Source organism: Arthrobacter sp. Y3221160 (genome assembly GCF_059092585.1).
The window spans coordinates 1,455,990-1,473,851 of the sequence record NZ_JBNHHU010000001.1; the positions used below are offsets into that span (position 1 = coordinate 1,455,990).

Consider the following 17,862-nt stretch of genomic DNA (forward strand, 5'->3'; position numbering starts at 1 on the left):
GTGTCCGCCGTTGCCGGCGAACCTGAAGTCCCGGTTAGGCCTCCACGGCCACCTTGGTGACGTTCGGGTCCACGGAGATGCCCGGGCCGAAGGTGGTGGTGATGGTGGCCTTCGCGATGTACCGGCCCTTGGAAGCCGACGGCTTCAAGCGCAGCACCTCTTCCAGGGCGGCGGCGTAGTTCTCCACCAGCTTGTTGGCGTCGAAGGACACCTTGCCGATGATGAAGTGGAGGTTGGCGTGCTTGTCGACGCGGAAGTCGATCTTGCCGCCCTTGATGTCGTTGACGGCCTTGGTAACGTCCGGGGTCACCGTTCCGGTCTTCGGGTTCGGCATCAGGTTGCGGGGGCCGAGGACCTTGCCCAGGCGGCCGACCTTGCCCATCAGTTCCGGGGTCGCCACGGCGGCGTCGAAGTCGGTCCAGCCGCCCTGGATCTTTTCGATCAGGTCGTCGGAGCCAACGAAGTCGGCGCCCGCGGCGATAGCGGCCTCGGCCTTGTCGCCGGTGGCGAAGACCAGCACGCGGGCGGTCTTGCCGGTGCCGTGCGGCAGGTTCACCGTGCCGCGGACCATCTGGTCGGCCTTGCGCGGGTCGACGCTGAGGCGGAAAGCCACCTCGACGGTCGCGTCGAACTTGGACGGGTTGGTCTCCTTGGCGAGAGTGATTGCCTCGACCGGGGCGTAAACCTTGTCCGCCTCGATCTTGGCTACAGCTGCCTCATATGCTTTGCTGCGCTTTGCCATCTGCTTTTTCTCCTTGTGCAGTTGTGGTCTGCGGACCGCGCCCGGCCCTGCCACAACGACGGCGGTGTTCCCACCTGTGGCGAGCTGTGTCGCCGTCGTTTTGTGAATTGTCTTGGTGAAGGCCTTGCTGGACATCTGTCCTTCGGCCTCCGGGTTGAGGGTGTTTAGCCCTCCACCTCGATGCCCATGGAACGGGCGGTGCCGGCGATGATCTTGGCGGCAGCCTTGATGTCGTTGGCGTTGAGGTCAGCCATCTTGGTGCCGGCGATCTCATCGACCTGCGCCTGGGTCAGCTTCGCAACCTTGTTGGTGTGCGGGGTAGCCGAACCCTTCTGCACGCCTGCGGCCTTCTTGATCAGCTCGGCGGCCGGCGGGGTCTTGGTGATAAAGGTGAAGGAACGGTCTTCGTAGACCGTGATTTCAACCGGGATCACGTTTCCGCGCTGGGATTCCGTGGCGGCGTTGTACGCCTTGCAGAATTCCATGATGTTGACACCGTGCTGACCAAGCGCCGGACCGATCGGCGGGGCCGGGTTGGCGGCGCCTGCCTGGATCTGGAGCTTGATGAGGCCGGTGACCTTTTTCTTGGGGGCCATATCGGGTCCTTCTCTCACATTACGTACCGGCGGCACAGGAGCGTGCCGGCGGTGGTTGGCCGCCATGGCTTGGCGGCCGGCCGTGCGGATTCGGACAAAGCGGGTCCGTATCCGCACGAAGTCTTGGTTAGTGGATCTTGGTGACCTGGCTGAACGAGAGCGTCACCGGGGTTTCGCGCTCGAAGATGGTCACCAACACCACCAGCTGCTGGGATTCCGGCTTGATTTCGGAAATCGTTGCCGGCAGCGTCTCGAACGGCCCGTCGTTGACGGTGACGGACTCGCCGACCTCGAAGTTGACGGTGATCGGCGTGCTCGGTGCCGTCGACTTGCCCGCAGCCTTGCCGCCGGCTTCCGTCTTGGTGCCCGTGATGGTGTGCTCCAGCATGGAAGCAACTTCCTTCAGGCTCAGCGGCACCGGGTTGTGGGCGTTGCCGACGAACCCGGTCACGCCGGGGGTGTGGCGGACGGCGCCCCATGAGGCGTCGGTCAGGTCCATCCGGACCAGCACGTAACCCGGGATGCGCACGCGCTTGACCAGCTTGCGCGTGGTGTTCTTGATCTCCACGACCTCTTCCATCGGGACCTGGATCTCGTAGATGAAGTCTTCCATGTTCAGGGTCTGGATGCGGGTCTCCAGGTTGACCTTCACACGGTTTTCGTAGCCGGCGTAGGAGTGGATGACGTACCAGTCGCCGGGCTGGCGGCGCAGCTTGGCACGGAAGGCTTCGAGGGCTTCCTCTTCGGTCTGCTCAACCTCTTCGGCTTCTTCGGCCGGCCCGGTCTCCTCCGGGGCCCCGTCGGCGGCCTCGGCTTCGGTCAGGTCCGCCTCGGCGGCGGCTTCGGCGGCCTCGTCGAGGACGGGGGCGTCGTCGGCGGCCTGGTCAAGCTCGCTCGCCAGATCGGCACCGGCAGCCTCTTCTGCGGCGTCAACGCCAAAAGCCGGCACCTCGTCGGCGCCGGTCCCGGTAACCTGCTCGTCGGCTTCCAGCTCCGCGTTCTCTTCGGAGTTCTGGGCTTCGAGTTCCTGGTCGGACACTTAGCTTCCTGCTTTCTTCTTCAGCTCACTTGACTCGCGGCGGCTTTGCGCCGTCGTCGTATCCATCCGTACGGCTGCCGCAACGCGGACGTTACTGTTCGGGTATGCCGTCTCCGAAGACGAAGAACGCGCCCTGGCCGAAAACCAGATCCAGTGCCGTGACGATCAACATCATGACCGCCACAAAAGCGATCACCACCAGCGTGTAGTTCAGCAATTCCTTGCGGGTCGGCGTGACGACCTTTTTGAGTTCGGCAACGACCTGGCGGACAAACAAAATGATCCGGGCGAAGAGACCGCGCTTCTCGGTCTTTCGTCCGGTGGGGCGTCCCTGGGGACTGCTGGAAGACGTATCGGTCAACCTGGCCTCACTCATTCTGTCCGGTGTCCGGCCCCCGGACGGCCTCGGCCGGCCTGGACCGCTGCTTCGTGCTGGGATGCTGAACTGCTGCAGTTTATGCCTGCGGCGGTTCTGCGCAGGGCAGACAGGACTCGAACCTGCAACCTGCGGTTTTGGAGACCGCTGCGCTACCAATTGCGCCACTACCCTATGGAGCCGAATACCGCCGGATGCCCCGCCGCGCGGGCATGGAACATCATGGCGTTTTCAACACCGAAGATCCAGTTTACGCCAGCGATGCGCCGACGTCGAACCGAACCCCGTTTGCCGCCCACAAGGCGACTGATCCATTATGCAACATTTCCGCCGGCCCGCTGACCAAGGGGCCGGGCGGGCACCGGCAGCGGGCCGTACCCCCGACGGGCTGCACCCGGACTCGGCCTGCACCTAGACTAAGGAATAGTCCTACACGCTACTGAAGACGGGAACACCATGCCTGCCAACGCCCGCGTCTCCCGGCGCATTGCGTCCATCGCCGAATCCGCCACCCTCGCCGTCGATGCCAAGGCAAAAGCGCTGAAGGCTGCCGGGCGGCCGGTGATCGGCTTCGGGGCGGGCGAACCGGACTTCCCGACCCCGGACTACATCGTGGAGGCCGCCATCGAGGCCGCCCGCCAGCCGCGCTTCCACCGCTACTCCCCCGCCGGCGGCCTGCCCGAACTGAAGCAGGCCATCGCGGACAAGACGCTGCGCGATTCCGGCTACCGGGTGGACCCCGCCCAGGTGCTGGTGACCAACGGCGGCAAGCAGGCCGTGTACGAATCCTTCGCCACCTTGTTGGATCCGGGCGACGAGGTTCTGGTCCCCACGCCGTTCTGGACCACCTACCCCGAGGCGATCCGGCTGGCCGGCGGCGTCCCGGTGGAGGTCTTCGCCGGGCCGGAGCAGGGCTATCTGGTCACCGTCGACCAGCTCGAAGGCGCGCTGACCGACAAAACCAAGGTGCTGCTCTTCGTCTCCCCGTCCAACCCGACCGGTGCCGTCTACCAGCCGGAACAGGTTGCCGAGATCGGCCGGTGGGCCGCGTCCAAGGGCCTGTGGGTCATCACCGACGAGATCTACGAGCACCTCACCTACGACGGCGTGCCCTTCACCTCCATCGCGACGGCCGCGCCGGAGCTGGGCGACAAGGTCGTCATCCTCAACGGCGTGGCCAAGACCTACGCCATGACCGGCTGGCGGGTGGGCTGGATGATCGGCCCGAAGGACGTGGTCAAGGCCGCCACCAATATGCAGTCCCACGCCACCTCCAACGTGGCCAACGTGTCCCAGATGGCGGCGCTGGCCGCCGTGTCCGGACCGCTGAGCGCGGTGGACGAGATGAAGGTTGCCTTCGACCGGCGCCGCAAGGCCATGGTCAAGGGCCTGAACGCCATAGCCGGCGTCGAATGCCCGACGCCGGAGGGCGCGTTCTACGCCTACGCCGACGTCCGCGGGCTGCTGGGCAAGGAATTCCCGACGGCGGACGGCACCATCCGTCCGGCGACCTCCGCCGAGCTCGCCGCGCTGATCCTCGACGAGGTCGAGGTCGCCGTCGTTCCCGGCGAGGCCTTCGGGCCGTCCGGCTTCGTGCGGTTGTCCTACGCCCTCGGCGACGAAGACCTGGCCACCGGCGTCGGCCGGCTGCAGGATTTCCTGGCGAAGGCCAAGTAGCCGCCGGATGCGCTCCCGGCCGGACTGCCGAGGGGCAGCCCGGCCGGGTGGCGTTCCGGCTACTTTTCCGGCTGGGACTGGTGGGCCGGATTGCCGTGGAACGGCGGCACGACCCGTGGGCCCGAGGTTTCCGGCTGCGCCGCGGAGCCGCCTTGGCTTCCGCCGACCTCGGGCATGTCCGGCACCGTGGTCCCGCTTGGCTCTGCTCCGGCGCGCAACTCCTCGAGCCGGCGCTCAAGGACCTGGACGACCGGGAGCCGGTTCCCATGCTCCCGCTCGTAGGTCAGGAGCTCCGTCATTCCCTGCTCGTCCAGCCCGGTGATCCGGGTCGGGAGCGTGCCCAGGGGTATGTGGTCGTAGTCCGGCAGCGGAAGTTCGTCGTGCCGTGGGGAGTCGGTCATGAATCCTCCTGCGCTCGTCGGTCCTGACAGTTCCCCCAAGCTACCACCGGCGCCTGGGGGTACGACAGGGCCCGGCGCCCCTGCTATAGGATCCGGCGGTCAACAGCCCAGCGGGTCAGTTCGTGCCGGGAGGACAGCTGGAGCTTGCGCAGCACGGACGAGACGTGCGTTTCGACGGTCTTGATGGAGATGAACAGTTCCTTGGCTACTTCCTTGTACTGGTAGCCGCGGGCGATGAGCCGCATGACCTCCAGTTCGCGCGCGGAGAGCTTGTCCAGTTCGTCGTCAACGTTGGCTACGGCTGCGGTGCCGAAGGCGTCCAGGACGAACCCGGCCAGCCGCGGCGAGAAGGCAGCGTCGCCTCCGGCCACGCGCTCCACGGCGTCGGATATTTCGGCGCCGGAGATTGTCTTGGTGACGTACCCGCGGGCGCCGGCCCGGATGACGGTGACGACGTCTTCGGCGGAGTCGGACACGCTCAGCGCCAGGAATTTGGTCTCCGCCAGCAGGTCGGCGCAGCCCGCGACAACCTCGGCCCCGCCGCCGCCCCTGCCTCCGGGCAGGTGCACGTCCAGAAGGACGACCGCGGGCCGCTGCTCGTGGATGGCCGCGATCGCTTGCTCCACGGTCGCGGCCTCGGCGACCACCTCGATCCGCCCGTCCAGGTCCGCTTTCAAGCCGGAACGGAAGATGGCGTGGTCGTCGACGACGACCACGCGGATGGGTTCGGTCACGATGCGGTTCCTTCCTGGGGGTGCTGCAGGCTGAGATGGACTTCGGTGCCGCTGCCGGTGTTGCGGATTTTTGCCTGGCCGCCGTGCCGCTCCATCCGGCCGATCAGTGATTCGCGCACGCCCATCCGGTCCGGCGGCACGGCGGCGGGCTCGAACCCGGGACCGCGGTCCCGGACGAAGATTTCGCTGCTGCCCCGCGTGCATTCAACGTAGACGGAGATGGGGCCGCCGGCGTGCTTCGCCGCGTTCTGCACCGCCTCCCGGGTGGCGTGCACCAGGACCTCGTGCCGGTCGGTCATGTCGCTGTCGCCCACGGCGACCACGTCCACGGGATGCCCGTAGGCGTCTTCGATTTCCGCGGCCACCGCCTTCACGCGGTCCACCAGGTTGCCCTCTTCCTGCCGTCTGTCCCGGTAGAGCCATTCGCGCAGTTCCCGTTCCTGGGCGCGGGCCAACCGGGTGACGTCGTGTTCCGAACCGGCGCGGTTCTGGATCAGGGCGAGCGTCTGCAGCACCGAATCGTGCAGGTGCGCGGCGATCTCCGCGCGTTCGGTTTCCCGGATCCGGCCGGAGCGTTCCGTCTCCAGGTCCCGCCAGTACTTCAGCACCCACGGCGCCAAAACCAGCAGGACCCCGGCCAGGACGGCCAGCGAGGCAAACAGCGTGGGCCACATGGCCTCCCAGGTAATCGAACCGGACACCATGGTGACGATGCCGGCCACCACCAGGACCAGCCCGGCCAGCAACCGCACGGCGCCTTGCGCCCCGGTCGCCCCGGCGCGGTCCATCAGGCCGCTGCGCCGGGAATCATCCAGCTGCATCCAAGCGATCACCGCGCCGGCCGCGATGGCGAGGACCGGCAGCCAGGTCCCCCACGGCAGGTTGATGCCCGCCAGTTGGGCGACGACGGCGCCGCCCGCGAGGACCAGGGCCGCGCCGATCAGGATTTCCTTGCCGCCGCGCTGCATCAGCCGCGGGGCGCCGGCGGCCTGCGGAAGCGCTCCGGGTTGCCCGCCCGGGCGGTGCGGGGGCGGGCCGGGCTGCGCGACGGGGCGGCCCACCGGCAGGCCGGCCGCCTGCACGACCGGCCGGCCGTTCCCCTCCTGGCCGGGACGGGGCGGGCCGAATCCCCGTGCGAAGTTCTCGGCGATGCCGCGGGGATTAAAGGCGCGCTCGGCTGCCAGGGCTTCGTCGGCCGCGGTCGGCACCAGCAGCCAGAGCCAGACATAGAGCAGCACACCCGCTCCCCCGGCGAGCGCCAGGACCACCATGCCGACCCGGACGATCCCGACCGAGGTGTCCAGGTGCCGGGCCAGGCCGGTACACACGCCCGCGATGATGCGGTCCTCGGTGGAGCGGACGAGCGGTTCTCTCATGGGTCAATCCAAGCACGCGCGGGCGCACCCGACCTACCGGGTGGCGCCGAATCAGGGGAACCCGGCCGGCCGGTCAGGGAAGGGTCAGGGTGGCACCCCATAGAGGAGAGGGCTGCCGGTTGGAATGATCAAACCATGACCTCACACGCACCGAGCCCGTCGGATAACGACGGCACCGACCGAACAGACGAACCGGACCAGCAACCGGCAGTCGCAGAATCCGGGCAGGAATCCGCCCCGGCAGCGCCCCAGGCGCCCGTTCCCGACGAGCCCCGGACCGTCCAGGCGGCAGAGGACGACAACGCACCCGCCAATCCGACCCAGCCCATCCTTCCGGGCACCAACCCCACCCTGCCGCTGGGCGCGGGCCACCACGATCCGGGCTATGCAAACGCGGCCGGGGCCGACGGGACCGGTTACGCCGGCCGTGACGGAGGCGGCGGCCACTTCCCGCCGCCTCCGGGCAGCGCCGGCGCTTACCCCCCGCCGCCCGCCGGCGGCTTCCCCGCGCACAGCAACGCGTTCTTCAACTGGTTCCGCAACCTCGGCGTTTCCCGCGGGCAAGACCGCTGGATCGGCGGGGTAGCCTCCGGCGTCGCACACCGGATCGGGCTGGACCCGATCCTGGTCCGCGGGCTGTTCATCCTGCTCGCCGTCTTCGGCGGCATCGGCGTGCTGCTCTACGGCGTGGCCTGGGCCCTGCTGCCCGAGCCGGACGGCCGGATCCATGCGGAAGAAGCCGGCCGCAGCAACTGGACGGCAGGCATGACCGGCGCGGTGATCTTCACGGCCCTCGGCGTGTTCAGCCGCCCGTTCAGCTGGATCTTCGGGTTCAACAACGACGGCGGCTGGGGCTTCGGCGGCTTCGTCTGGGCCGTGATCTGGCTGGGCGCGGTGGGGTTCTTCATCTACTGGCTCGCCACGCGCAACAAGGCAGGCGCACCGGATTCGGCACCGCCCGGAGCGGACGGCTTCCCGCCTGCGCCGGCCACCGGCAGCGGTACCTCCGCCTACTACGGCGCCCCCGGCACCTCCGGCACCACCGGCACCACCGGCACCGCCTACGGTTCGACGCCGGCTTCCGCGGCCGGGTACGGCAACGCGGGCCACGGCGGCCAGCAGGGCCCGCCGCGGCAGGCCTATCCGCAGCCGCGCCCGTATCCCCAGCCCGCGCCGCGGCCCTACAAGCCCGCGCCCCGCGGCCCCTCGGGTGCGGCCATCGCACTCACCCTGGGCGCCGCCATGCTGGCCGCCGGCGTGGTCCTGGGGCTCAACGCGCTGGAATTCGTTGAGCTGGGCCGGAATGTCGTGCCCGTCGCCATCGCCGCGGCGCTGGTCGTGATCGGCATCGGCGTCGTGGTGCTGGGCGCCGTCGGCCGAACCTCCGGCGTCCTCGGTTTCCTGGCCGCGGTGGGACTGGTCCTGGCGCTGGCCTTCTCCGCGGGAACGCAGTGGACGGCCTCCAACTACGCCATCGCCTCCAGCCGCACCTGGACCTCGACCGCGACCCCGGCCCAGGGTGACGGCTACAGCGTCGTGGCCGGCGACGGCACCGTGGACCTGCGCGCCGTCTCCGGTTCCCGTTTCGGCGGCCCGGTCGTCGTCCCGGTCAACGCCGTGGCCTCCTCCATCACCGTCATCATCCCCGACGACGTCCCGGTGAAGGTGGAAACGCAGATGGCGCTGGGCAACGTCGAATACGTCACCGGCGCGGACAGCGGCCGGCAGTCCGGGTTCTGGCAGCCGGGAAGCTACACCATCAACGACGACGGCGGGGCGCCGGAAATCGTCCTGGCCGTCCGGGGCGTGGCCAGCAACGTCGACATCGTGACCGTCAGCGAACTGGAGGAAATCCGATGAGCAGCCAACTGAACCGCGACCAGGATCGCCGTCCCCGCGTCGGCACCATCATCTGGGGCTTGATCGCCGTGGCCGTCGGCCTGCTGGTGCTCGCCGGGACCTGGTGGGACATCAGCTTCAACTGGGCCTACGTGATGATCGCCCTGCTGATCGGCTCCGGCATCGCCCTGGTGGTCGCCGGCGTCCTGAGCGCCACCCGCAACCGGGACCGCTAGCCCGGGACCGACAGGACCGCACCCCACCCAGACCGACAACCAAGGCGGCCCGCGCCACCCGCGCGGGCCGCCTTCGACGAACCGGCAGTGACAACAGCTCCCGAACACGAAAGCATGGTGCCATGGATACCTTCTACCGAGTGCTCCGCTCCAGCCCCGTCCGCCGCGGCCCCGACCGCTGGGTCGCCGGCATTTGCGGCGGCATCGCCGCCAGGTTCGGCTGGGACGTGATGTGGGTGCGGATCGCCACCCTGCTGGTCTTCCTCTTCCCCGGCGTCGGCATCGGCACCTATCTGGTGTTGTGGCTGCTGCTGCCGAAGTACGACGGCAGCATCGCGCTGGAGAAGCTGCTCGCCCGCAAATCCTGATCCGCTGTCCACCGGCCGGAGGACAAGGGAGTCGGCAGGACGGACGTGCCGGCCACGGCCCCGGGCGGAGCATGCTGGAAGCATGAGAACCCCCGCCACCGCCTCCGATCCTGCCCCGCCGGGCGCCGCCGTCGTCCTCGACCGGTTGGTGAAGGAGTACCCCCGTCCCGGCGGCGGAACTTTCCGCGCCGTGGACGGCATCACGCTCCAGATCCGCACGGGCGAAACGTACGCGCTGCTCGGGCCCAACGGGGCCGGCAAATCCACCACCATCGAGATGATGGAGGGCCACCGGAAGCCGACCTCCGGCCGCGCCGCCGTGCTCGGCGTCGACCCGTACCGGGCGGCGCCGTGGTTCCGTGCCCGCATCGGGGTTGTGCTGCAGGAGGCCACCGATGCCGGCGCGCTGAAGGTGGCCGAATCGCTGCGCGCCCTCGCCGCCTACTACCCCGCCCCGCGCCCGGTCGACGAGGTGATCGCCGCCGTCGGGCTGGAGGAAAAGGCCGGCGCACGGATCGGCGCCCTCTCGGGCGGCCAGCGCCGGCGGCTGGACGTGGCCATGGGCCTGATCGGCAATCCCGACCTGTTGTTCCTGGACGAACCGACGACCGGCTTCGACCCGGAGGCCAGGCGGTCCTTCTGGGAGCTGATCCGCCGCCTGGGTTCCGACGGCACCACGATCGTGCTCACCACGCACTACCTCGACGAAGCCGAGCAGCTGGCGGACCGGCTGGGCGTCATCGCCGCGGGACGGCTGGTGGCCGAAGGCACGCCCGCAACGATCGGCGGGGCGGCGCTGCGCCGGCCCCGGGTCAGCTGGACGGACGAGGCCGGCGACCACCTCGAGACCACCGACGAACCGGCGGCGCTGGTGCACGGGCTCAGCGGCGGCGGGCGGCGCGAGCCGGCCAACCTGCAGGTGCGGGTGCCGCACCTCGAGGACATCTACCTGCAGTTGCTGCAGCAGCACGGCACGGACAGGACCGACGCCGCATGAACGCCCCGTCCCCCTCGACATCCGGCCCCGCCGTGTCCGCCCCCTCGACACCCGGCCGCCCCGGGGCAGGCCGGGCCTGGCGGCCGAACGCCGTGCTGCTGGGCTGGAAACGGACGCTGCTGGAGGTGCGGATGTTCTCGCGCGACCCGGCCGCGGTGGTCTTCACCCTGCTGTTCCCGCTGATCATGATGGCCCTGTTCAGCACCGTCTTCGGCGAGGACGCGTCGATGGGTGATCCGGCGCGGCCGGAGTCGCTGCTGCGCCCGGCCGAGTACTTCCTGCCCGCGATGCTGGCCCTGGGCACGGTCCTGAGCGGCTTCCAAAACCTCAGCGCCTACGTGGCCGCCGAACGGTTCAACGGCAGCATCAAGCGGCTGGCCGGAACACCGCTGCCCAGCCTGTCCTACTTCCTGGGCAAGACCGGCATGACGCTGGTCCTGATCCTGACGCAAACGGCCCTGCTGCTGCTGGGCGCGCGGTTCCTGTTCGACGTGCCCCTGCCGGCGACGCCGGAGGCCTGGCTGACGTTCGCGTGGCTGCTTCTGGGGTCCACGGCGGCCTGGTCGGCGGTGGGGATCGCCTTCGCCTGCCTGGCCAGGTCCGGGCCCTCCGCCTCCACCATGGCGGCCGTGCCGCCGCTGCTGCTGTCCTTCATCTCCGGCGTCTATTTCCCGTTCCCGCAGATCCCGGACTGGCTGCGCGGCCTCGCGGACCTGACGCCGCTGCGCTGGACGGCCAGCGGCATGCGCTCGGTGTTCCTGCCGGAGGGCTGGGAGGCCGTGGAGCCCGGCGGGAGCTGGAACCTGGGGATGTCCGCCGTCGTGATCCTCAGCTGGCTGGCGGCCGGTCTGGTGCTGACCCGGCTGATGTTCCGTTGGCCGCCGCAGAAGTAGTCCCCCGCGGCAGGGCGCCGCGCCGGCCGGGCGGCGGGGCCGTCGTAAGGTGATGCCATGAGTGAATCCGCGGTTGCGCCGGCGCCTGCCCCGCCGTCCGTCGGGGACTCGATCTGGTTCCGGGGTCTGAAGTGGTGGCACCTCGGGTTCTACGTGGCGCTGGCGACCGTCGCCGTCATCGTCTGGGTCAGCGCTGAGGCGGGGAATCCCGCCAAGGCATCGGCGGTCGCGTCCCTCGTTCTGCTCGGGGCCGCCTACCCGTTCCTGACCCGGGCGAAGGACCTGCACACCTGGAAGCCGAAGCTGTACGTGGTGCTTCTGATCGCCGTGGTGACCTACCTGGCGTTCCTCTCCGGCGCCGGCTCGATTATCCTCTTCATCGCGTTCCCGCAGGTGTGGATGTTCGCGGGGTCGGAGCGCAACGGCGTTGCCGCCTCCGCGCTGATCTGCGTGCTCGTGGCCGCCGGCCAGCTGCACCTGTACGGCACCGGCGCCGCCGGATTGCTGGCCGCCGGGCTGCAGGCGGTGATCTCCTTCCTGGCCAGCACGCTGCTGGGCCTGTGGATCTACAAGATCATCGAACAGAGCGAGCAGCGGGCGGACCTGATCGCGGAGCTCAACGCCGCCCGGGCGGAACTGGGGGCCGCGCACGAGCGCCAGGGCGCCATGGCCGAGCGGGAGCGGATGGCCCGCGAGATCCACGACACGCTGGCGCAGGGCTTCACCTCGATCGTGATGCTCTCGGAGGCGGCCCAGGCGCAGCTGCGCAAGGCCGGCACCCCGGTCCCGGCGGTGCTTGCGTCCTCCCTGACCGGGATCCGGGACACCGCACGGGACAACCTGCAGGAAGCGCGGGCCCTGATCGCGGCCTCCGGCCCCACGCAGCTGGCCGGCGGCGACCTGCTTGGCGCGCTGCGGCGGCTCGAGGCCACCGCTTTGGACGGCGCCCGGCTGAGCGTGGAGCTGCCGGCTGCGCTGCCGGAACTGACGCCGGCGCAGCAGGTGGTGGTGCTGCGGGCCGCGCAGGAGGCCCTGAACAACGTCCGCCGGCACGCCGGGGCGGGCTCCGCGCGGCTGCGGCTGCACCTCGACGGAGTGTCCCTGGTGCTCTCCGTGGACGACGACGGCGCCGGCTTCGTCCCCGGGGCGGGGGCCTCCGGCGACAGCTACGGGCTGCGCGCCATGGCCGAGCGGCTGTCCGAAATCGGCGGCAGCCTCGACGTGCGCTCGGCACCGGGCGACGGCACCCGGCTGACCATGACCATCCCGCTGCAGCTGCAAGGAGCTGGCAATGTCCGCTGAACCCCGACCGGACAGCCCGGGCAACGACACCGGGGCCGCCACCGAAGCCCCCCGCATCCGTGTCGTCATCGCCGACGACCACCCCGTGGTCCGCGCCGGGCTGGCCGGCCTGCTGGGCACCGAGGACCGGCTGGAGGTGGTGGCCCAGGCTCCCGACGGCGACGCGGCGGTGAGTTCCGCGCTGGAGGTGGGCGCCGACGTCGTCCTGATGGACCTGCGGATGCCGCGGCTGGACGGCGCCGACGCCACCGCGCGGATCGTTGCCGCCCGGCCGGACACCAAGGTGCTGATCCTGACCACCTACGACGGCGACGCCGACATAGTCCGCGCGGTGGAGGCCGGCGCGGTGGGCTACCTGCTCAAGGACACCCCCGGCGACGCGCTGATCGCCGCGGTCTACGCCGCTGCCCGAGGCGAAACGGTCCTGGCCCCGCCGATCGCGGCCAAGCTGGTCTCCCGGCTGCGCTCGCCCGCGCCGCCGGCGCTGTCGGCCCGGGAGACCGAGGTGCTGGGGGCCGTGGCCGACGGCCTGAGCAACCCGGAAATCGCCGCCCGGCTGTTCATCGCCGAGACCACGGTGAAGACGCACCTGCTGCGGATCTTCGCCAAGCTCGACGTCGACGACCGCACGCGCGCCGTCGTCGTCGCCATGCAGCACGGCCTGCTGCCCGCCTGAGGCGCCGTCCCGCCCGGCAGGGTTCCCCGCCGCCGGAGCCGCTCGCGGCCGGAATGACTCGGGCCCCGGTTCCTGCATAGGATTGAGGCGGGCTCAATGGGGTGCTCGCGCTGACCGGCCAGCAACCGAGAAGGAGTACCCATGAGGATTGGCATCATGACCAGCGGCGGGGATTGCCCCGGCCTGAATGCGGTGATCCGCGGCATCGTGCTCAAGGGCATCACCGCGCACGGGCACGAGTTTGTCGGCTTCCGCGACGGCTGGCGCGGCGTGCTGGAGGGCGACATCATGGAACTGCCGCGGCACCAGGTGCGCGGCATCTCCAAGCAGGGCGGCACGATCCTGGGCACCTCGCGCACCAACCCGTTCGAGGGCCCCAACGGCGGGCCGGAGAAGATCCAGCAGACGCTGGACCGGCTGGGCGTGGACGCGGTGATCGTGATCGGCGGCGAGGGCACCCTGGCCGGCGCCTACCGGCTCACCCAAAGCGGGCTGAAGATCGTCGGCGTGCCCAAGACCATCGACAACGACCTGGAAGCCACCGACTACACCTTCGGTTTCGACACCGCGGTGCAGATCGCCACCGAGGCGATCGACCGGCTGCGCACCACCGGCGAATCGCACCACCGCTGCATGATCGCCGAGGTGATGGGCCGCAACGTGGGCTGGATCGCGCTGCACGCGGGCATGGCCACCGGCGCGCACGCCATCCTGATCCCCGAGCAGAGCGTAAGCATGGACCAGGTATCCGACTGGGTGCTGCACGCGCAGAAGCGCGGCCGCGCGCCGCTGGTGGTGGTGGCCGAGGGCTGGGTCCCCGACGGCGAACTGGGCCCGCACGCCGAGCGCGGCGTGGACAGTTTCGGACGGCCGAGGCTCGGCGGCATCGGTGAACGGCTGGCCCCCGAACTGGAGGCCCGCACCGGGATCGAAACGCGCGCCACGACGCTGGGGCACATCCAGCGCGGCGGGGTCCCCTCCGGCTACGACCGCGTGCTGGCCACCCGCCTGGGCATGGCGGCCGTGGACTCGGTGGTGGAGAAGCGCTGGGGCTCCATGGTGGCACTGAAGGGCACGGACGTCGTGCACGTGGGCTTCGAGTCGGCGCTGAACAATCTAAAAACCGTCCCCCAGCATCGTTACGACGAGGCAAGGGTTCTCTTCGGCTAAGCGTTCAGTAGTGTGGCAGGTATGCGATTGGACGCAGGGACGGCTGACATTGTGCTGCTGGCGTGGGCGCGGTTGCTCGGATTCTCCGACAACGCCTTCACCGCGGCCGGCGACCGGCTGACCAGGATCAACGAGGACGCCGGGACTCTCACCTTCGTGCGCTTGTTCGGCCGCTCAGCGCTGGTGGGGCCGGAATGGGCCGTTGCCGCGGCCGCCCGGTACTCGGACGACGACCTGGCCGAACACCAGACGCTGATGCTGCTGAGCCGGGAGCACGGCGGGCACGGGCTGGGCAAGGCCGTGCTGTCTTACGCCGAAGACCTGCCGGTGGTCCAGCCCGAACGGGAGGCCCTGGTGTCCACCGCGGGCAGCGACGTCGCCCGACTGGAAGACAGGTGCCCGCCCGATGACACGCACGAAGCGGGGCTGGCCGGCATGGACAAGTCGTTCGTGCTGCTGGACGGCAGCACCCCGATGGCCGGCGCCGGCTACCAGGAGTGGCAGCAGATCCTCGGCCACGTTGGCGTGCTGACCGCCCCCGCCTACCGGCGCCGCGGAGCCGGCGCGTTGATCGCGGCGATCGCCGGCCACGAGGCGCTCTCCTCCGGACTCATTCCGCAGTGGCGCTCGCACGAAGAGAACAGGGCCTCCCGCGCGCTGGCCGCGAGCCTGGGATTCTGGGACGCGGGCACCCAGACCTCGGTGATCCTGCAGAAGCGGAGCTGACGACTGCGGCTTAGCGCGGCGGGCGCAGGAACCCGGTCTGGCGGCCGACCACCTGGCCGGCATCGGGGGTGACAATCACTTCCTGGGCGGCGTCGTAGCTCTCGCCGTCGTCCAGCACGGTCAGCTGCGCCTGCGGATCGACCGAGCGCTTGACCACTGCCAGCGCAATCGGTCCCATCTCGTAGTGTTGAGCCGCGGACGTGACCGCGCCGACGCGCTTGTCGCCGAGCATCACGTCGCTGCCCGGGACCGGCAGCGTGTGCTGCGAACCGTCCAGTTGCAGGAACACCAGCCGGCGCGGCGGGCGGCCCAGGTTGTGCACGCGGGCGATGGTTTCCTGGCCCTTGTAGCAGCCCTTCTCCAGGTGCACGGCGGTACGGATGAGGTCCAGTTCGTGCGGAATGGTCTTCTCGTCGGTCTCGGCCCCGACCCTTGGCCGCCACGCCGCAATCCGCAGCGCCTCGGCGGCCCAGACCCCGGCCAACTGCAGCCCGGAGACGGCCGATTCCAGGTCGGCTGCCGGCAGCAGGTATTCGTACCAAGACCGTTCCAAGCCGGGGTGCTTGGGTTCCTCGATGCCGGTGTAGGCATAGCCGCCGGCACCGATCTGCGGCCACGGATCCTGCCACACGAGGCGGCCCTCGAAGGCCGGGACCGGCCTGACCGACCCCACCACGGCCCAGTCGGCGGAGACATCGGCAACCTCTACCCGCAGCATGAACTTCATTCTGTCCAGCCATGCGGCCAGCGGCGCCGCCTCGAAGGATTCGACGATCAGCCAGGTGCGTTCGCCGTCGTCGATAATGCGGGCGTCGTATTCGATCCGGCCCTGCACGGTGAGCAGCAGCGCTTCGCTGGACTGGCCCGGCTTCAGGTTCAGCAGCAACTGCGAGGAGAGCGTGTTCAGCCAGCTCAGCCGGTCTTCGCCGGCCACCGCCACCACCCCGCGGTGGGAAAGGTCCGTGACGGCCTCGCCCCGGGCCAGGGCGCGCTGTTCGCGCAGCGGGTCGGAGTAGTGGGCGGCGACGCCGGCGTCGGCCCCGGAGGCTTCGACGGCGCCGTGTTGCAGGAGCAAAGGGCTGCGGTAGGTCATACCGGCGTCAACTCCCGGCGGCCGTGCCAAATTCCCTCCCCGGTCAGGCGCGCTTGGCCAGGATCGCCGAGGCGTGCGGGGCCAGGTCCTTGCCCTTGGCCTCGGCAACGTCCCAGCGCCAGTAAAGATCGTTGTTGACCAGGCCGAAGATGCGCGTGGCCGCGCTGTAGTCCTTGGACTGCGAACCGCGCATCACCATGTCGGTGCTCAGCTGCACGCGGGGGCCCTTGATCTGCCCGTAGTAGAGCTCGGAGATACCGCCCGGGTGCACGATGGTCGCGGTGATATCGAAGCCGCCGTCGGCGTTGCGCAGCTCTTCGACCTCGTCCGCGGACTTCAGGGCCGGCACGATTTCGGCGGGGACCAGGCCCGGGCCGACGTCGGCGTCGTTGAGCTTGCGGTCAAGCGCCCAGAAGCCGGTTTCCACGGACAGCGGGCGCAGCCGGTTGCCATCCTCGTCGGTCAGCCAGCTCTCGGCGGTGTATTGCAGGTAGGGCAGGCCGTTCTGCGTGAACGTGGCCTTCTGGACGAAATGTTCGTCCCCCTCCTCGCCCGCACCCAACCGGCCGGCACCTTCCCAGGTACCCAGCAGCCAGGACAGCGGCACCAGTTCCGGGGTCAGCTCCGTCGGGAGTTCAATCGGCATTGTTAAGCTTTGGTCGCTTACTTCTGGCCCTTGAACAGGCGGTAAACCACCAGCGAGGCAAAGCCCGCGATGCCAAGGCCGGCGAGGACCAGCAGGGACAGGTAGAAAATTTCAAGACCGAGATACGACATGGCTCCATAGTAACGGCCCCGGCCGCAGGATGCCTGCCCGTGACGCCGGCCCGCACTGTGACCTCGCTCATTCGGCCCCGCTCATTTCAGCGCAGCAGCATCCGCTCCAGGAAGTAGACCAGCGATCCGGCGGCCATGACCGGGGCGGCGCCGACGGCGAGCATCGCCGGCAGCCGGGTCGGACCGCCGTCGGCCAGCACGAGCCGGCGGAAACTGACCAGGATGATGCCGGCGACGGCGCCCACCGCCGCGGCGGGCAGCATGTGGACGGTGGAGAACAAGGGGGCGGCCAGGGCCCCTGCCAGCGGGGCCAGGACCACGCCCAGCGGCGCGACGATCCGGTCGGGCCAGGGCAGCAGGCAGACGCCGATGGCCACCAGCATGCTGATCCCGGTCACCAGCATCATTCCGCCGTTGTTTGCATTGGCCGAGAGCCGGTCGGCGGCCACCCAGCCGGCGCCCAGCGAGGTGAGCACCAGGCCGGCGCTGGCGCCGAAGGTCGATTCGAGCCGCCGGGGCTGGCCGGTGCCGCGGAGCAGCTGGATCAGGAAGACGGCCATCACGCCGAGCGCAATCACCACGGCCATCCACAGCAGCGGCATGCCCGCGGGCGCGATCCCGGCGAGCACCGCCGTCGCAATCCCGGCCAGGGAGATGACGGCGGCAAGGGTCTTCTTGGCGGGCACGCCCAGCAACACCGGCCAGCCGATCCCGATCACCACCGCGGCGACGCATACCGCCGCCGTCAGCACCGGGAGGGAGAGGTAGGAGGCGCCGATGACGGCGCACAGTACGGCGGCAGCGGCTGCGGCGACGATCCACGTTTTCACGCTAGTCATACTGC

At 69.8% G+C, this 17,862-nt stretch carries 20 protein-coding genes and 1 tRNA gene; 10 read left to right on the plus strand and 11 right to left on the minus strand.

The window, feature by feature from the left end:
* Positions 1–34: 34 nt before the first annotated feature.
* From rplA to AC5RWG_RS06725, 5 genes are all read right to left on the minus strand, one after another.
* On the minus strand, positions 35–742 hold the full coding sequence (rplA, locus tag AC5RWG_RS06705) for a 50S ribosomal protein L1 (protein WP_494000506.1): 708 nt from the start codon (positions 740–742) through the stop codon (positions 35–37).
* Positions 743–906: 164 nt separating this feature from the next.
* Positions 907–1,338 (minus strand): 50S ribosomal protein L11, encoded by a 432-nt coding sequence (gene rplK, locus AC5RWG_RS06710; protein WP_493979247.1) that lies wholly within the window; start codon positions 1,336–1,338, stop codon positions 907–909.
* 127 nt (positions 1,339–1,465) lie between these two features.
* On the minus strand, positions 1,466–2,377 hold the full coding sequence (gene nusG / locus AC5RWG_RS06715; protein ID WP_494000507.1) for a transcription termination/antitermination protein NusG: 912 nt from the start codon (positions 2,375–2,377) through the stop codon (positions 1,466–1,468).
* Positions 2,378–2,468: 91 nt separating this feature from the next.
* Entirely contained in the window at positions 2,469–2,738 is a 270-nt protein-coding gene (gene secE / locus AC5RWG_RS06720) for a preprotein translocase subunit SecE (protein ID WP_494000508.1), read from the minus strand.
* Positions 2,739–2,854: 116 nt separating this feature from the next.
* Positions 2,855–2,927, minus strand: a tRNA-Trp gene (locus AC5RWG_RS06725).
* Between the two features lie 282 nt (positions 2,928–3,209).
* On the opposite strand from AC5RWG_RS06725, the gene AC5RWG_RS06730 reads away from it, so the two are divergent.
* Entirely contained in the window at positions 3,210–4,430 is a 1,221-nt protein-coding gene (locus AC5RWG_RS06730; protein WP_494166632.1) for a pyridoxal phosphate-dependent aminotransferase, read from the plus strand.
* Between the two features lie 59 nt (positions 4,431–4,489).
* Here the strand turns inward: AC5RWG_RS06730 and AC5RWG_RS06735 are convergent, their stop codons facing one another.
* The 3 genes from AC5RWG_RS06735 to AC5RWG_RS06745 all read right to left on the minus strand — a co-directional run bounded on the left by AC5RWG_RS06735 (position 4,490) and on the right by AC5RWG_RS06745 (position 6,941).
* A complete protein-coding gene (locus AC5RWG_RS06735) occupies positions 4,490–4,831 on the minus strand; it encodes a DUF8129 domain-containing protein (RefSeq protein ID WP_494012740.1) in 342 nt (113 codons plus the stop codon).
* 83 nt (positions 4,832–4,914) lie between these two features.
* The gene (locus AC5RWG_RS06740) at positions 4,915–5,565 is read right to left on the minus strand and encodes a LuxR C-terminal-related transcriptional regulator (protein ID WP_494000511.1); all 651 of its coding nucleotides are present in this window, start codon (positions 5,563–5,565) and stop codon (positions 4,915–4,917) included.
* A complete protein-coding gene (locus AC5RWG_RS06745) occupies positions 5,562–6,941 on the minus strand; it encodes an ATP-binding protein (protein WP_494166633.1) in 1,380 nt (459 codons plus the stop codon). Before AC5RWG_RS06745 ends, AC5RWG_RS06740 begins: the two co-directional genes overlap by 4 nt.
* Before the next feature lie 135 nt (positions 6,942–7,076).
* On the opposite strand from AC5RWG_RS06745, the gene AC5RWG_RS06750 reads away from it, so the two are divergent.
* The 9 genes from AC5RWG_RS06750 (at position 7,077) to AC5RWG_RS06790 (ending at position 15,148) form a co-directional block, all read left to right on the plus strand.
* Positions 7,077–8,801, plus strand: a complete 1,725-nt coding sequence (locus AC5RWG_RS06750) for a PspC domain-containing protein (RefSeq protein WP_494166634.1) — start codon at positions 7,077–7,079, stop codon at positions 8,799–8,801.
* Complete coding sequence (locus AC5RWG_RS06755) at positions 8,798–9,016, plus strand: hypothetical protein (protein ID WP_493980168.1); 219 nt, start codon at positions 8,798–8,800, stop codon at positions 9,014–9,016. The genes AC5RWG_RS06750 and AC5RWG_RS06755 overlap by 4 nt, the downstream gene beginning before the upstream one ends.
* Before the next feature lie 122 nt (positions 9,017–9,138).
* Positions 9,139–9,384, plus strand: coding sequence for a PspC domain-containing protein (locus tag AC5RWG_RS06760; RefSeq protein WP_494012743.1), 246 nt, complete (start codon positions 9,139–9,141; stop codon positions 9,382–9,384).
* Positions 9,385–9,466: 82 nt separating this feature from the next.
* On the plus strand, positions 9,467–10,381 hold the full coding sequence (locus AC5RWG_RS06765) for an ABC transporter ATP-binding protein (RefSeq protein WP_494166635.1): 915 nt from the start codon (positions 9,467–9,469) through the stop codon (positions 10,379–10,381).
* Positions 10,378–11,274 carry an ABC transporter permease gene (locus tag AC5RWG_RS06770; protein ID WP_494166636.1) on the plus strand — a complete coding sequence of 299 codons (897 nt, stop codon included), beginning with the start codon at positions 10,378–10,380 and terminating at the stop codon, positions 11,272–11,274. The genes AC5RWG_RS06765 and AC5RWG_RS06770 overlap by 4 nt, the downstream gene beginning before the upstream one ends.
* 57 nt (positions 11,275–11,331) lie before the next feature.
* Positions 11,332–12,576 (plus strand): sensor histidine kinase, encoded by a 1,245-nt coding sequence (locus AC5RWG_RS06775; RefSeq protein ID WP_494166637.1) that lies wholly within the window; start codon positions 11,332–11,334, stop codon positions 12,574–12,576.
* A complete protein-coding gene (locus tag AC5RWG_RS06780) occupies positions 12,566–13,252 on the plus strand; it encodes a response regulator (RefSeq protein ID WP_494166638.1) in 687 nt (228 codons plus the stop codon). The genes AC5RWG_RS06775 and AC5RWG_RS06780 overlap by 11 nt, the downstream gene beginning before the upstream one ends.
* Before the next feature lie 141 nt (positions 13,253–13,393).
* The gene (locus tag AC5RWG_RS06785) at positions 13,394–14,422 is read left to right on the plus strand and encodes a 6-phosphofructokinase (RefSeq protein WP_494000520.1); all 1,029 of its coding nucleotides are present in this window, start codon (positions 13,394–13,396) and stop codon (positions 14,420–14,422) included.
* Positions 14,423–14,443: 21 nt separating this feature from the next.
* Positions 14,444–15,148 (plus strand): GNAT family N-acetyltransferase, encoded by a 705-nt coding sequence (locus AC5RWG_RS06790; protein WP_494074890.1) that lies wholly within the window; start codon positions 14,444–14,446, stop codon positions 15,146–15,148.
* 10 nt (positions 15,149–15,158) lie between these two features.
* Here AC5RWG_RS06790 and ygfZ read toward each other — a convergent pair whose 3' ends face one another.
* The 3 genes from ygfZ to AC5RWG_RS06805 form a co-directional block, all read right to left on the minus strand.
* Positions 15,159–16,241 (minus strand): CAF17-like 4Fe-4S cluster assembly/insertion protein YgfZ, encoded by a 1,083-nt coding sequence (ygfZ, locus tag AC5RWG_RS06795; protein ID WP_494166639.1) that lies wholly within the window; start codon positions 16,239–16,241, stop codon positions 15,159–15,161.
* A gap of 43 nt (positions 16,242–16,284) precedes the next feature.
* Positions 16,285–16,887 carry a nitrobindin family protein gene (locus AC5RWG_RS06800; RefSeq protein WP_494101682.1) on the minus strand — a complete coding sequence of 201 codons (603 nt, stop codon included), beginning with the start codon at positions 16,885–16,887 and terminating at the stop codon, positions 16,285–16,287.
* Between the two features lie 217 nt (positions 16,888–17,104).
* Entirely contained in the window at positions 17,105–17,857 is a 753-nt protein-coding gene (locus AC5RWG_RS06805; protein ID WP_494000523.1) for a hypothetical protein, read from the minus strand.
* Positions 17,858–17,862: the final 5 nt, after the last annotated feature.